This is a genomic window from Flavobacterium panacagri (assembly GCF_030378165.1).
GTDB classification, from domain to species: domain Bacteria; phylum Bacteroidota; class Bacteroidia; order Flavobacteriales; family Flavobacteriaceae; genus Flavobacterium; species Flavobacterium panacagri.
The window spans coordinates 4,687,633-4,701,827 of sequence record NZ_CP119766.1 but is presented as its reverse complement, the minus strand read 5'-3'; the positions used below and the strand labels follow the sequence as shown (position 1 = coordinate 4,701,827).

General features: G+C 33.5%; 7 protein-coding genes. 6 read left to right on the top strand and 1 reads right to left on the bottom strand.

The features are described 5' to 3' along the window. The first annotated feature begins 14 nt into the window (after positions 1-14). The 4 genes from P2W65_RS20315 (at position 15) to P2W65_RS20300 (ending at position 8,824) form a co-directional block, all read left to right on the top strand. Positions 15-2,006: a redoxin domain-containing protein gene (locus P2W65_RS20315; RefSeq protein ID WP_289660556.1), complete on the top strand. Its 1,992-nt coding sequence runs from the start codon at positions 15-17 to the stop codon at positions 2,004-2,006. Between the two features lie 17 nt (positions 2,007-2,023). Beyond that, entirely contained in the window at positions 2,024-3,415 is a 1,392-nt protein-coding gene (locus tag P2W65_RS20310) for an alpha/beta hydrolase family protein (RefSeq protein ID WP_289660552.1), read from the top strand. 268 nt (positions 3,416-3,683) lie between these two features. Beyond that, positions 3,684-5,753, top strand: a complete 2,070-nt coding sequence (locus P2W65_RS20305; RefSeq protein WP_289660549.1) for a protein-disulfide reductase DsbD family protein — start codon at positions 3,684-3,686, stop codon at positions 5,751-5,753. Positions 5,754-6,001: 248 nt separating this feature from the next. Further along, positions 6,002-8,824, top strand: a complete 2,823-nt coding sequence (locus tag P2W65_RS20300; protein ID WP_289660547.1) for a M16 family metallopeptidase — start codon at positions 6,002-6,004, stop codon at positions 8,822-8,824. Between the two features lie 111 nt (positions 8,825-8,935). Here P2W65_RS20300 and P2W65_RS20295 read toward each other — a convergent pair whose 3' ends face one another. Beyond that, positions 8,936-9,862: a hypothetical protein gene (locus tag P2W65_RS20295; RefSeq protein WP_289660543.1), complete on the bottom strand. Its 927-nt coding sequence runs from the start codon at positions 9,860-9,862 to the stop codon at positions 8,936-8,938. Positions 9,863-10,056: 194 nt separating this feature from the next. On the opposite strand from P2W65_RS20295, the gene P2W65_RS20290 reads away from it, so the two are divergent. Together P2W65_RS20290 and P2W65_RS20285 are read left to right on the top strand one after the other, a co-directional pair. Next, positions 10,057-11,463 (top strand): glycine-rich domain-containing protein, encoded by a 1,407-nt coding sequence (locus P2W65_RS20290; protein WP_289660541.1) that lies wholly within the window; start codon positions 10,057-10,059, stop codon positions 11,461-11,463. A gap of 402 nt (positions 11,464-11,865) precedes the next feature. Then, on the top strand, positions 11,866-13,959 hold the full coding sequence (locus tag P2W65_RS20285; protein WP_289660538.1) for an alpha-L-fucosidase: 2,094 nt from the start codon (positions 11,866-11,868) through the stop codon (positions 13,957-13,959). Positions 13,960-14,195: the final 236 nt, after the last annotated feature.

Sequence of the window (14,195 nt, the reverse complement as noted above, 5' to 3'; positions counted from 1 at the left end):
AAAAAATAACAGACATGAAAAATATCAAACTGATACTATTACTTTTTAGTATCACTACCACTTTATTTGCTCAAGAAATGGCGATTAAGCTTTCGCCAGAACATCCAAATCCAGGAGACGAGGTTACATTAACGTATGATGCGTCTAATGGACCACTTGCCAATGCGAAATATGTAAACGGAGTCGTATATACTTATGATAACTTTAAATGGCTTATAAACGATATCACTTTAAAAGCAGACGGAGATAAAAAATGGACTACAAAGATGAAGCTTTCAGATCACGCTTCTTTTATCAACTGTGTTTTTAAATCGGATACCATCGTAGACAGAGGAGAAAAAATGCCTCATGCTTACATGTTTGCACAGGTTCCGGGAGCTTATACTGGCTGGGGACTTTTACGAAGCAGAGCATTCATGGATGAAGTTCCAAATGTCGTGCACGATAGTGCTTATATAAGAGATGAAGTAGGTTTGATGTGGATTAAATACGAATTGCAATACCATCCTGAAACTCGTAAAAATGTTTTTTCTTATGGGCTAAAATTCAAACAGCTTTCAACTGAAGGAGATGTGTCACCGATTTTTAAGAAAGAACTTCGTTTTATTTTGAGTGAAAATAACTTAAGCAACGTTACACAGTATCAAATTCAGAAAACATTAGGTTTAATGCCGCAACCAGCCAATAAAGCCTTCACAGATTCTGTTCAAAAGGTTTTAGTGACTAAATATCCAAATGGCGTTTGGGCTCGTGATTTAGAGATTAAAAAAATATTCAATGAGGCTGATTTCAATAAAAAAGTAGCTTTATACAATGCCTTTGAGAAAAACTTTCCGCAAAATAACTTTCAAGATGTAGTTACTGATACAGAAGCACTTTTTTACGATAAAATGTACAAAGCCATTGCTTACAATTATATCGTAAAAAACAAAGATTACAATTATGCAATCAACAATGTCAAGAAAGCGTCATACGGAATTGTATTAGATTATGCTTGGCATTTAGTATCTATTCCTTTTGACAGAGATCAGGAAGGAAGCGAAAAAGCCTCTTTAGAAACATTAAAAAAATATGCAGATGTAATTTATCCTGAATTAGAAAGCAGAGAAGCAGTTGTTCCAAAGGAATATGCTCAGAAATTATCATTGAAAGAATGGCAGGAGCAATGTTTGAACTTTGGAGCTAGAGAATTTTTTACATACGCAAAACTTCAGGAAATTTTCAAAAATTACGATTTAGAAAGAAAATATCTGGACAAAATAAAACCTGTAATGCAGTTTAAAAATGCTTCTTATAACGAAGTATACTCCAGAATGCTTTTAAGAGAAGGAAAGACCGAAGAAGCTAAAGCTTATATTTTAGAAGCGGCAAAACAGAATCAAGTTACGCCTGTAATAATTACAACTTTAAAAGATTTGTATTTAAAAGAAGGTAAAAAAGAAGCTGATTTTGATGCTTACTTAAATTCTTTAAAAGCAGATAAAAATGAAGAACATAAAAAGAAATTAATCTCAGAATTAATCAATCTTCCAATTGATGGATTTGAAATGGAAAGTAGCCGTGGCGGAAAAGTAAAATTAGCCGATCAAAAAGGTAAAATTGTAGTTTTAGATTTCTGGGCGATGTGGTGCGGGCCTTGTAAAAATGCAATGCCAGGAATGAATATGGCCGTAAACAAATACAAAGACGATGATAATGTGAAATTCTATTTTGTTGATACAATGGAATACATTAAAGATTTTAAAACGCAGACTCAGGCTTTCATTAAAGAAAAAGGTTTTGATTTTACAATTCTGTATGATAGTAAAAATCCAAAAACAGGAAAATTCGATGCGGTTTATGACAAGTATTCAAAAGCATTTCACTTCTCAGGAATTCCTGAAAAAATGATTATCGACCAAAATGGAAATTTAAGATGGATGTCTAATGGTTATTTTGGAAGCCCAAGCGAATTGGTTGACGAAATTTCGATTATCGTTGATTATTTAAAAGCTGAGAAAAAATAATTTAGTTAAGTTATAAAATGAAAATTGTTAATTTTTTATATCTCAGTATAGCAGTATTGTGCTGTCAGATTGGTTTTTCACAAACCATCTGGCAGGGACAGTACCATTCGTACCGAATTGTGGTTAAAGGAGATTTTGATAACGCAAAAGATTCCCTTTTGTTAAGTATCCCAGAACAGCAGTACGAATCGATAAAGGTTGGAGTTCGTAAAAATAAGGACAGTATTTCCTTTAAAAATGAAATGTATAATTTCTCTTTTAAAGGAAAGTACAATGCCGATAAAACTGCAGTTGAAGGAGTTTTTAATCATTATTCAATTCCAAATGCAGTGGTTGTTTTGAAAAAACAGAGCGAAATAACGCCTTTGTTTTTTGCACAGCATCCGCAGAAACCTTATCCGTATCAGGTAATCGATATGACTTTTCTCGGAAAAAATACTAAGCTGACTTACGGAGCAACCTTGACAATTCCTAACAACAAAAAGAAATATCCTTTAGCAATCTTAATTTCAGGAACGGGACAGCACGATCGAAATTATACTTTTATGGGAAGAGAATCTTTCACGGTTTTGGCTGATTATCTGGCAAAAAACGGAATCGCTTCTTTACGTGTAGACGACCGTGGATATGGAAAAACTACTGGAGATTTTGAAAATGCCACAACAGGAGATTTTGCTAATGATGTTGAAGAACAAATCGCCTATTTAAAAAGTGATAAAAACATAGACCCCTCTTTTATTGGAGTAATCGGACACAGCGAAGGTGGTATGATAGCCTCAATTGTAAGCTCCAGAAACAAAGATGTAAAATTCATGATAAGTCTTTCAGGTGTTGGCGTCAGCGGATTAGAAATGCTGAATCTTCAAAACACAGCCATTTTAAAAAGCTATAAATTCTCAGATAAAGTTGTAGCCAAACAGATGGAAATGTACAACATTATGTTTAAAGTGGTTTATGATACCAAAGACAATGAATCTGCACAGCCTGCAATGGAAGTAAAGTTAAAAGAATGGATGCAGCAACAAGACACCACAACTTTAAAAGAAGTACAAATGTGGGATGGACGTGACCAGACTTTCTTATACCGTTATGGAAAAGATGCCGATAGAAAATGGTATCGTTACACGATTCATTACAAACCAGAAAACTTTCTGCCAAAGATTACTGTTCCAGTATTTATAGCAAATGGAGACAAAGACATTCAAGTTCCTGCTGTAGAGAATATCGAATCTTTCAAAAAATATCTTGGAACTAAAGATCTAACTACAAAGATTTATCCAGGTTTAAATCATATGTATCAGCATTGTAAAACTTGTACGCAAGGCGAATCCAAAGAACTTGATGAAGTTTTTGCCCCTGAAGTTTTAGATGATATTGCAAAGTGGATTTTGGCTCGATATAAAAAGTGATTGTAAATTCTTAAAACACATAGAAACATAGATTTTATTTCTTTTGAAAAGAGTATAAAAGAGAAACTCGTTTCTCAACAAATAGCTTTGTGTAAGTATTGTGAGACCTTTGTTAAAGTTCAAAACTTTGAGAAAGTTTGAAAATCCTTTTTCTATGTTTATTTAAACAAATGAAATGCCTTTTATAGACAATCTAAGTCCTATGATTCTATGTGTTTAAAAACAACATTTAGATAAAAAAATACAATAAGTATATTTCTCTAACATCATGAAAAAAATATTCCTTTTTATCGCAATATTCTTTGCGATAAGCAATCTTACTGCCCAAATTTACGATCCCGTTTCATTTACCACTTCAGTAAAAGAAATAGGAGAAAACAAATATACTTTGAGTATAATTGCTAAAATTGATAAAGGCTGGCATATTTATTCTCAGAACGTTCCTTCTGGAGGACCAGCTCCGACAAGTTTTACTTTTCCAAAGTCTAAAAACTACAAGACAATAGGTTCTGTAGTCGAGCCTGCAGGACATGAAGTAGACGATCCTGTTTTTAATATGCGAATTAAATACTTTGCAGATAAAGCCATTTTTACACAAAATATCGAAAGAAAAACAAACGATGCTTTTACTGTTGATGCCGTAATATTTTTTATGGTCTGCAACGATAACAGCTGTCTGCCTCCAGGAGAAAAAGAAGTAAAATTTACATTTAAAAAATCGGATGTACCGGTTAAAAGCGAAGAATTAGCCAGTACAGCTGCAGAAGCAAAAAATGCTGATTTGCCTGCAAAAGACGAATCAATTACTAAACAGGATACCACAAACAACACAACAAATTCTGTTAGCATTGCTGGCAAAGACACTCCTGAGACTATAAATAATGCAGCAAAAACTTCGACAGGAAAAACAGTCCCTGAAGAAAGTTTATGGACGCTATTTTTCTTCAGTTTTTTAGGAGGTCTTGCGGCTTTGTTTACCCCTTGTGTATTCCCGATGATTCCAATGACGGTAAGTTTCTTTACCAAACAAAGTAAAACCAAAGCGGCCGGAATTAGAAATGCTATCATGTACGGCATTTTTATTATCGTAATTTATGTGATTTTAGGAAGTTTGGTTACAGCGATTTTTGGAGCCGATGCACTAAATGCTTTAGCAACCAATGTCGTTTTCAATATTGTATTTTTCCTGCTTTTATTAGTTTTTGCCTTGTCCTTTTTAGGCGCTTTCGAAATTGTATTGCCAAGTTCATGGCTGACTAAAATTGATCAGAAATCAGAAATGGGTGGTGCTTTTGGTATTTTCTTTATGGCATTGGCATTGGCTGTTGTTTCGTTTTCTTGTACAGGGCCAATTGTCGGGACTTTATTAGTTCAGGCGGCAAGTCAGGCAGGAATTGCTCCCATTGTCGGAATGCTTGGTTTTTCATTAGCGATTGCATTGCCGTTTGCCTTGTTTGCCGCTTTTCCAGGTTGGATGAATTCACTTCCAAAATCAGGAGGCTGGTTAAACTCCGTTAAAGTGGTTTTGGGCTTTTTGGAATTGGCTTTAGCCTTTAAATTCTTAAGCAACGCCGATTTAGTTTTACAATTACATTTATTAGAAAGAGAAGTATTTCTGGCCATTTGGATTGCCATTTTCACGGTATTAGCTTTTTATTTATTTGGAAAAATACAATTGTCACATGATTCGCCTGTAACTCATATTTCTGTTGGAAGACTGAGTTTAGGAATTATCGTTCTGGCATTTGTGGTGTATATGATTCCGGGACTTTGGGGTGCTCCGTTACAGTATATCAGTGGTTTTCCGCCGGCAAAACAATACAGCGAATCACCAAATGGCTTCGGAAATGTTGTAACTCAAAACAATGAAAAAACAGCATTGCCAGAAGGCGCAGAAAGCGGTCCAAACGGAATTCCGACTTTTCACGATTATGAGGAAGGTTTAGCTTACGCGAAAAAAGTAAACAAACCCATAATGATAGATTTTACAGGATATGCCTGTGTAAACTGCCGTAAAATGGAAGAACGTGTCTGGCCGGATCCAAAAGTTTTGAATGTTCTAAATAATGATGTGGTTCTGATTTCTTTATATGTTGATGATAAAAGACCACTTGCAAAAGAAGAACAGGTTGTTTCTAAAATTACAGGTAAAGTCTTAAAATACACAGGACAAAAATGGAGTGAACTTCAGATTCTAAAATACAAAACCAATGCCCAGCCATATTACGTTTTAATGGATCATCAGGAAAATGATTTGAGTAAACCATCGGCTTATAATCCAGATATAAAGGCATATTATGAGTGGCTTCAGGAAGGAGTCCGGAATTTTAAAAAGTAACATATAACGTTGCGGTTATTGTTTTTAAACACATAGAAACATAGATTTTATTTCTTGTTAAGAGATAGTAAAAAGAGAAACTCGTTTCTCAACACATAGCTTTGTGGAAGTGTTACAGATAACTTTGATGAAGTTTAAAGACTCTACATCTATGTTTATTTAAACAAATGAAATGCCTTTTGTAGACAATCAAAATCCTATGATTCTATGTGTTTAAAAAATTAAACCCAACAACAAAATCTAACAAAATGAAAATCTTTCAATCAAAATATTGGCTTTTTGTCCTTTTAATTGGATTTAAAAGCGCCGCTCAATTTTCGACTACAGTTCCGTTGAGCAAAGATGTCGTTTCGGGCAAATTAAAGAACGGAATGAAATATTATATCCTGCATAATGAATTTCCAAAAGACCGTGTCTGTTTTTATTTCGCTCAAAATGTCGGTGCAATTTTAGAAAATGACGATCAAAACGGATTAGCGCATTTCTTGGAACACATGGCTTTTAACGGAACACAAAACTTTGAAGGAAAAGGCATTATTGATATGCTGGAGAAAAAAGGCGTTCGTTTTGGTGCCGATATTAATGCTTATACGGCACAAGATCAAACCGTTTACAATTTAAGTAATGTTCCTGCAACAGATTCAAAATTAATTGATTCTTGTCTTTTAGCATTACACGATTGGTCTGGTTTTCTTTCTTTAAAAGATTCAGAAATTGATGCAGAAAGAGGTGTAATTAGAGAAGAATGGCGTACCAGACGTGATTCTGATTTCAGACTTCGTTTAGAAACCGATAAAACATTATATAAAGGTTCTAAATATGCAAAACGAGACGTAATTGGCGACTTGAATATTATTAATAATTTTGATTATCAGGTTCTTAGAGATTATTATAAAAAATGGTACCGCCCAGATTTACAAGCTGTTATTGTAGTTGGAGACATTGATGTAAAAGAAATTGAAAAGAAGATCATTGAAACTTTTTCTTCTATAGAAATACCTAAGAATCCAGCAGAACGTTATTATGTTTCAATTCCGAAAAATAAAGGAATGGAATATGTTTTGGCAAAAGACAAAGAATCGCAGGAAACTTCAATTATTCTTTACTACAAAAAAGACTATGATAAAGTAAAGAATAACGAAACAATCAGAAGAGATTTGGTCAATAATCTGGCAACCGATATGATGAACAGACGTTATCAGGAATTCATTCAAAACAATGAAACCGCTGTACTAAAAATGGCAACAGGTCCGTCTGAAGTTTCAAGACTAACCAATTCGCACAGTTTATATGTGGTTCCAAAAAACAATAAAACACTGGAAGGTTTCAAAGAAATGATGATTGAAACCGAAAGAGCGATTCGTTACGGATTCACGCAGAAAGAATTAGACCGAAACAAAGAAAGTGTTTTGAGTTATTATGAAAATCTGCTTCAGAATAAAGACAAAATTGATAATGATACTTTCTCTGAACAATTAGTGGAATATTTTCTGAAAGCGGTTCCGTTTGAAAGCATTGAAGCGGAGTATGAAAACATAAAAAAAAGATTGGCTTCGATTACGCTTTCAGAGATCAATCAGGCGGTTAAAAAGCTTCAGACAACCGATAATATTGTGATGACGGTTACAGGTCCGGATAAAAGCGATGTAGTATATCCTTCAAAAGAAGATTATCTGAAAATCATGGCAGAAGTTAAGAAAATGCCTCTTGAGAAATACAAAGAAACCGATACAGATCAGCCTTTGATTACAGCAGAATTGAAAGGTTCTAAAGTGACAAAAGAAACGCCGATTGAAGGAATAAAAGGAGCGAAAAGTTATGTTTTAGGAAATGGAGCCAAGATCGTTTTATATCCAACAACATTGGCAAAAGATGAAGTTTTATTTTCTGCTTATAGTTTAGGTGGAAGCTCATTAATTAAAACAGAAGATATCCCGTCTTCTCAGATTGCGGTGAGTTTGGTAGAAAGTTCGGGCTTAGGCACATTCAAAAGCACCGATTTGAAAGATAAATTAAATGGAAAAATTGCCAATGTTAAACCCTATATCTCAGAATTAACAGAAGGTTTTCAAGGTTCCAGTAACCAAAAAGATTTTGAGACTTTATTGCAATTGATATATCTGTATTTTGAACAGCCAAGATTTGATAAAGATTCGTATGCAAGAATGCTGACCGGTTTTAGTAATTCATTAGAAAACGCTGCCAATACCAATCCGAAGGTTTTTCAGGATACTATTTCGCAGTTAAATTACAACCATAACAAAAGAGTTCCTTTGGTAAATGAGGAATTTTTGAAAAGATTAAGTTTCGAAAAAGCTTCGGAAATCTATAAAGAGAGAATTCAAAATGCAGCCGATTTTACTTTTGTATTTACAGGAAATCTTCCAGAAAATGCTATTACATTATTGGAAAAATATATTGGAAGTATAACGTCAGATGCAAACAAAAAAGAAGATTTTGTAGACAATCATTTAGATCCAGCATCTGGAATTGCCAAACAATTATTGGTTCGCGAAATGAATGTCCCAAAAGCGAGTGTTTACATCCAATTTGTAAAACAGTTTCCTTATAACTACAAGAATGTATTTATAATGCATATTTTGTCTGAATTGCTGTCTAAAAAGTATTTGGATTTAATTAGAGAAGAAGAGGGCGGAAGTTATGGTGTTCACGTTTCCAATTCAGTAAGCCGTCTGCCGTCTGATGAATATTCAATGACGATTAATTTTGACAGTGATCCTGCAAAAGAAGAAAAACTAACGAAGATTGTTTACGAGCAAATTGCGTTAATGCAACAAAATGAAGTGAAAGAAGAAGACATTCAATCGGTTAAAAATACGGTTTTAAAAACCAGAGCAGAAAAAGTGCTGACAAACGGATTCTGGCTGAGCAGTTTAAATAATATGATCCTGAATAATGAGACCTTCAAAGATGACGTTGTCTACAAGAAAACCTTAAACGAAATCACAGCAGCCGATTTAAAAGCTTTCGCTAAAGAATTCTTTGCAAAACCAAGTACAGTTGAAGTAATCATGAAATCGAAACCGCAAGTTGCTGGACCAGAATATTAGAATACATTGGTTTTTCATTGATTTTTCTAGAAGTATTTTGAATTAGTAAGCTTATACAACTAACTTGAAAAACCTATGGAGAGCTGTCATTATTGACAGCTCTTTTTATGTTTAACTATTTCTCTCAAGAAGATCAAGTAAATCTTTAGGAAGTTTAATTGTTTTGTTGTCAGCAACTTTTTCACTTGGAAAAAGATAGAATTTATTGTTATGCAACCAATAATAATTTAATGTAATATTTCCAGGATCTTCGTGATAAAATTTTTCATTGTCAGGATTTATAATTTCAATTAGTTCTAAAATATTTCCGTTTTCAATAGGACAAGCTAAGGCTGTTCCTTTAGTTGGAATTGAAATTAATGTTCCAAATTTTCCTTTGAGATATTCTGATTCATTTTTTAAATTTAACATGTATGAAGCACTATAGTCGCCACTAAAGAAAGTATAGATTTTAAAATTTTCATGTAAATCATAAACTTTTGTTTCAATTTCATCTGTTGGAATATTATTTATAGCAATTTCGAAAAGTTCTTCTTCAGTTTGTTCCCATTCTAAAGATTCATCTCTTCTTACATAATGAAATTGCCCTTCAAATTCTAATATTAAGAAGGTGTTGGTTTCTGGAAAATCAACTCTTGAAATGTAATTTTCAATTCCATTCGGTATAATGAAGCTTTCTCCTTTAATTAATACTCTTAAAAATTGAGAGGCATAACTAAAATCTTTATATAAATAGTCAAAAGCGGATGGATTGTACTTCAATTTATTGAAATGCTCATAAATGATGTTTCTCCAATTGCCATCTTTATTGCCGGAAAGTGTTCTAACTAAATTATCAAAATAGCGATGTTGAACTTCACCACCAACTTCAGTAACAATTTCTCCTTCATCTATTTTGCTAATTACAAATCCGTTTTCTTCGTGGTATTGAATAGCAGTATTCATTACAAAATTATATTCTTCTTTTGTTACAATTCCTTTGTACATATCTGGTAAATTATAACCAGTTTTCTTTTTGAAGATATCTAAGAATCCCATTTTTGTTTTGTTTGATTGAATGCAAATATAAATTTTATTTGTAAATAAAATCTTAACCAATGATTTGTGATATAAAAGATCTTTATACTATTATTTTGTTCATTTAAGTAATTGAATTTATTTTCTCAACTTAATTTGTCAGACAAAAATTACCTGTTATATTTGACGTAATTTCAATGATTAAAGATTTCTTTATGGATAAAATTCTTTGGGAAAAAGTTCAAGCTTTTGAGTTTGATAATTTACAAGATCAGTATGGTTTTTCTACAAGATTAGCGCTTGAAAATCATTGGACGTTATATTTTACCCAAGTTGCTTTGTTGGAGTATAAAAAGTTTATGTTTCTGGCGGCGACGCAGAATGAAATGGTTTCACCTTCGGAAATAGTTGATATTGTCTGGCATCAGCATTTGATTTTCACCAATTCTTATACCGATTTTTGCAATCTTTTAGGTAAGAGAATCGAACATATTCCGTCAACTCATAATAGAGCTGAGTTTGAAATGTTTCATAAAGCAAAAGAACGCACTAAAGAGTTGTACGAAATCAATTTTGGAAAACAACCTTTAGAAGTTTGGCATTATACAAATGAACTAGATTCTTTAGAACTTGAATATAGCAGTTTTAACGTTGCTACACTTCGAAAAAACTTTTTAAAATACGCGATAATTGCTTCAATCCCAGTTTGTCTGCTGATTTTTCCTGTTTTAATAAAAATTAAAAATCCAGATTTTTTAATTGGTTATTTTATATTGTTTTTTACTGTTATTCTGTTGCTGGAGTTTTATATAAGAAGAAGTTTTCTTTCCTTATATAATAGAATTAAATCCAATCCAATTGTTCAAAATCTGTCTGCTTTGGAGCTGGTTTTCTTTAAAGAAGGTAAACTGGAAAAAGTGATTCATGGCGTTGTCAATAATTTGATTCAGAACAAGAAAATCAGGATTCTGACAAACGACAGATTGGAATTACTTGATAAAAGTTTTGGAGATAATAAATATGAAAACTGTGTAATTGAATTTATGAGAGATTCCGAATCTGTTTCTTATAAAGATTTATGTCACACTGTCAAACAGAAACCCATTTTTGACCAATTACAAAAAGCAACTTATAGAATTAGAAACAGAGTTATTACGTCAAAAGAATTTGCATTTATTACCACTTCTGTGATGGTTGTTTTAGGAGTATTGCTCAGTATTATCTTCAGCCGATTTATTACAGGAATTTGGAGAGGTAAACCTATAACATTCTTATTATTTGCAATTGTTCCTTTAGTTTTAATTTCGATTGGCTATATCAATAGACTTACGACTTTTATGTTTTCAAAGGTCATTTCATCTGCATTAAAAAAAGAAATAAGGCATAACACCGAAGTACATAATAATTGGGAGTGGAATTATTTTTTGTATGGAAGTGTAGTACTCTCCAGTTTTTTTATTCCAATAGCTAATAGTACAAATTCTAGTTCTAATAACTTTTTCAGCACAGATTCGGGGACTTCAAGTTCATCCTCATCCTGCGGTTCTTCGTGCTCCAGTTCCTCCAGCTCATGCGGAAGCTCTTGTGGCAGTTCATGCGGTGGCTGTGGAGGTGGTGATTAATAAAGTACATTTTGCATTAATTTTTTCAGAAGTATTTTGAATTAGTAAGCGTACGCAGCTAACTAGAAAAACCTATAGCGAGCTGTTTTTAGAAACAGCTTTTTTTACATCAGTTATCATTCCGTAGGAATGTTTCGTTGGTAGAAAAAATTATAACGTTACCGATATTTCACGTTCCTTAGGAACGTTTGATGCGTCGTATTATTAAAAGATGGCAAAACACAAACGTTCCTACGGAACGTAAATAAATGGGATAATCATTTTTCTACCGATGAGATGTTCCTACGGAACATTTAAAAAGCATAAATGCTTTTAAACCTGTTATTGGTCGAAATTCTGTACCATCAAACATCAATTTATAGTACATTTATCTTTTATAGACTCTTTTAAAGCAGATCAGCAATGAAAAACATTTACCTTTCTTTATGTCTTTTTGGTGTAATTTTTAGCAGTTTTGGACAGGAATTTGCTAATGCGCCAAAACCTTTTGGGCCATTTCCAACGCAAAAACAAATCGATTGGCAGGAAATGGAATTCTATGCTTTTGTACATTTTTCATTAAATACATTTACCAATAAAGAATGGGGTTTCGGAGACGAATCGCCGGAACTTTTTAATCCGTCGCAATTAGATGTTCGTCAGTGGGCGCGTGTGGTAAAAGAAGCCGGAATGAAAGGAATTATTCTGGTTGCGAAACATCATGATGGTTTTTGTCTTTGGCCTTCGGCTTATACGGAACGTTCTGTAAAGAATTCTCCTTGGGAAAATGGAAAAGGAGATTTGGTAAAAGAATTGGCTGCAGCCTGTAAAGAATACGATTTAAAATTAGGATTATACCTTTCTCCTTGGGACAGAAATCATCCGCAATATGGCAAACCAGAATATATTACGTATTTCAGAAATCAGTTAAAAGAATTATTGACCAACTACGGTGATGTTTTCGAAATGTGGTTTGATGGTGCAAACGGCGGCGATGGCTATTACGGAGGTGCAAACGAAACCAGAAAAATCAATACGTTAACTTATTATAATTGGGACGAGACTTATAAGTTAATTTACAGTATCGCACCAAAAACTTTGGTTTGGGGTGTTGGCCCTTCAGAAGCAAGATGGATTGGAAATGAAGAAGGACGTGCTGGAAAAACCAATTGGTCATTATTACGCCAAAAAGATGAATTAGCGGGAAAAGTACATTACAGCGAATTTATGTCTGGACATGAAGACGGAGAAAAATGGGTTCCAGGAGAAGCTGATGTTTCCATCAGACCAGGATGGTTTTATCATTCAGTTGAAGATGATAAAGTGCGTTCGCTTGACGAAATGGTGGATATTTATTATGAGTCAATTGGACGAAATGCTACTTTATTATTAAATCTTCCTGTTGATAGAAGAGGTTTGGTTCATGAAAATGACGAAGCAAGATTGAAAGAACTCGTTGCAACAATTAAAGCCGATTTCAAAAAAGAACTTTTAGCAGACGCTCAGGCTCAGGCTTCGAACATTCGTGCAAACGATACTAATTTTGGCCCTCAAAATGTAATCGACGGAAATAAAAATACTTATTGGGCAACAGACGATAAAGTAAAACAGGCTACAGTTGAATTTACGTTTAAAAAACCAACGGCAATCAACAGGGTTTTGCTTCAGGAATATATTAAATTAGGACAGCGTGTTAAAGCATTTTCTATCGAAGCAAAAATTGACGGACAATGGAAAACAATTGCCAATGAAACTACAATTGGCTACAAAAGAATCCTGCGTTTAGATCGTGTTACTGCAACAGCACTTAGAGTTAATATTCTGGATGCAAAAGCGGGATTTGTAATCAGTACAATCGAAGCTTATAATGCACCGACTTTTGTAAAAGAACCACAGATTAGCAGAGATAAAAACGGTTTGGTTACGATTAAATCGGAAGAAGGAACTTCGATTTATTATACTTTGGATGGAAAAACACCTTCAGAAAAAAGCACTTTGTATAAAGCACCATTTACTTATAATAAAGCGGTAGAAATAAAAGCTATTGCAAGAAATACGAAAGAGAAAATCAACAGCGCGGTTAAATCAGCAAAATATGGTGTTTCTAAAGAAAAATGGAAAATTGTTTCAGTTTCAAGCGGAGATGATAAATCAGCAGAAAGAATTATTGACGGCGATGCCAATACCGATTGGAATTTTGGAAATGATGAGAACAAACTGCCGCAAACTGTTGTTATAGATATGGGAGAATTGGTCAGTATTAAAGGTTTTACCTATACGCCACAACAGGTTGGCAACAATTTAAATTTGATTTCAAATTATGAATTGTATACAAGTGTTGACAATTTTTACTGGGATAAACAATCAGAAGGAGAATTCTCTAATATTAAAAACAACCCAATTGAACAAATTAAGAGTTTTTCTGCGGTTAAAGCAAGATTTTTGAAATTTGTCGCTACAGGTGCTGTAGGAAAAACGCAAACTGTTTCGATTGCTGAAATTGGAGTTGTTGAATAAAAGGCAGATATTGGAATATTAATAAAAATTATTTTATCCATTAAAACCCCAGCGGGGTGAAATATTTATAGAATTGCTATAAAACAAATGAAAAAAAGCTCCAGCGGAGCGACATATAATAAGATTGTAGAAAAATATGTCGCTCCGCTGGAGCTTTGATTTTGTAAGCGTTGATTATTTTCTATAAATATTGCGCTTCTCCGAAGCTTTAAAAAGGGGCTGTTTTTTTGAGACTG

What these genes read in the sequence shown, in the direction of transcription:
- P2W65_RS20315 (WP_289660556.1), top strand. Translation starts at nt 15, where the DNA reads ATGAAAAATATCAAACTGATACTATTACTTTTTAGTATCACTACCACT.
- P2W65_RS20310 (WP_289660552.1), top strand. Translation starts at nt 2,024, where the DNA reads ATGAAAATTGTTAATTTTTTATATCTCAGTATAGCAGTATTGTGCTGT.
- P2W65_RS20305 (WP_289660549.1), top strand. Translation starts at nt 3,684, where the DNA reads ATGAAAAAAATATTCCTTTTTATCGCAATATTCTTTGCGATAAGCAAT.
- P2W65_RS20300 (WP_289660547.1), top strand. Translation starts at nt 6,002, where the DNA reads ATGAAAATCTTTCAATCAAAATATTGGCTTTTTGTCCTTTTAATTGGA.
- P2W65_RS20295 (WP_289660543.1), bottom strand. Translation starts at nt 9,862, where the DNA reads ATGGGATTCTTAGATATCTTCAAAAAGAAAACTGGTTATAATTTACCA.
- P2W65_RS20290 (WP_289660541.1), top strand. Translation starts at nt 10,057, where the DNA reads ATGGATAAAATTCTTTGGGAAAAAGTTCAAGCTTTTGAGTTTGATAAT.
- P2W65_RS20285 (WP_289660538.1), top strand. Translation starts at nt 11,866, where the DNA reads ATGAAAAACATTTACCTTTCTTTATGTCTTTTTGGTGTAATTTTTAGC.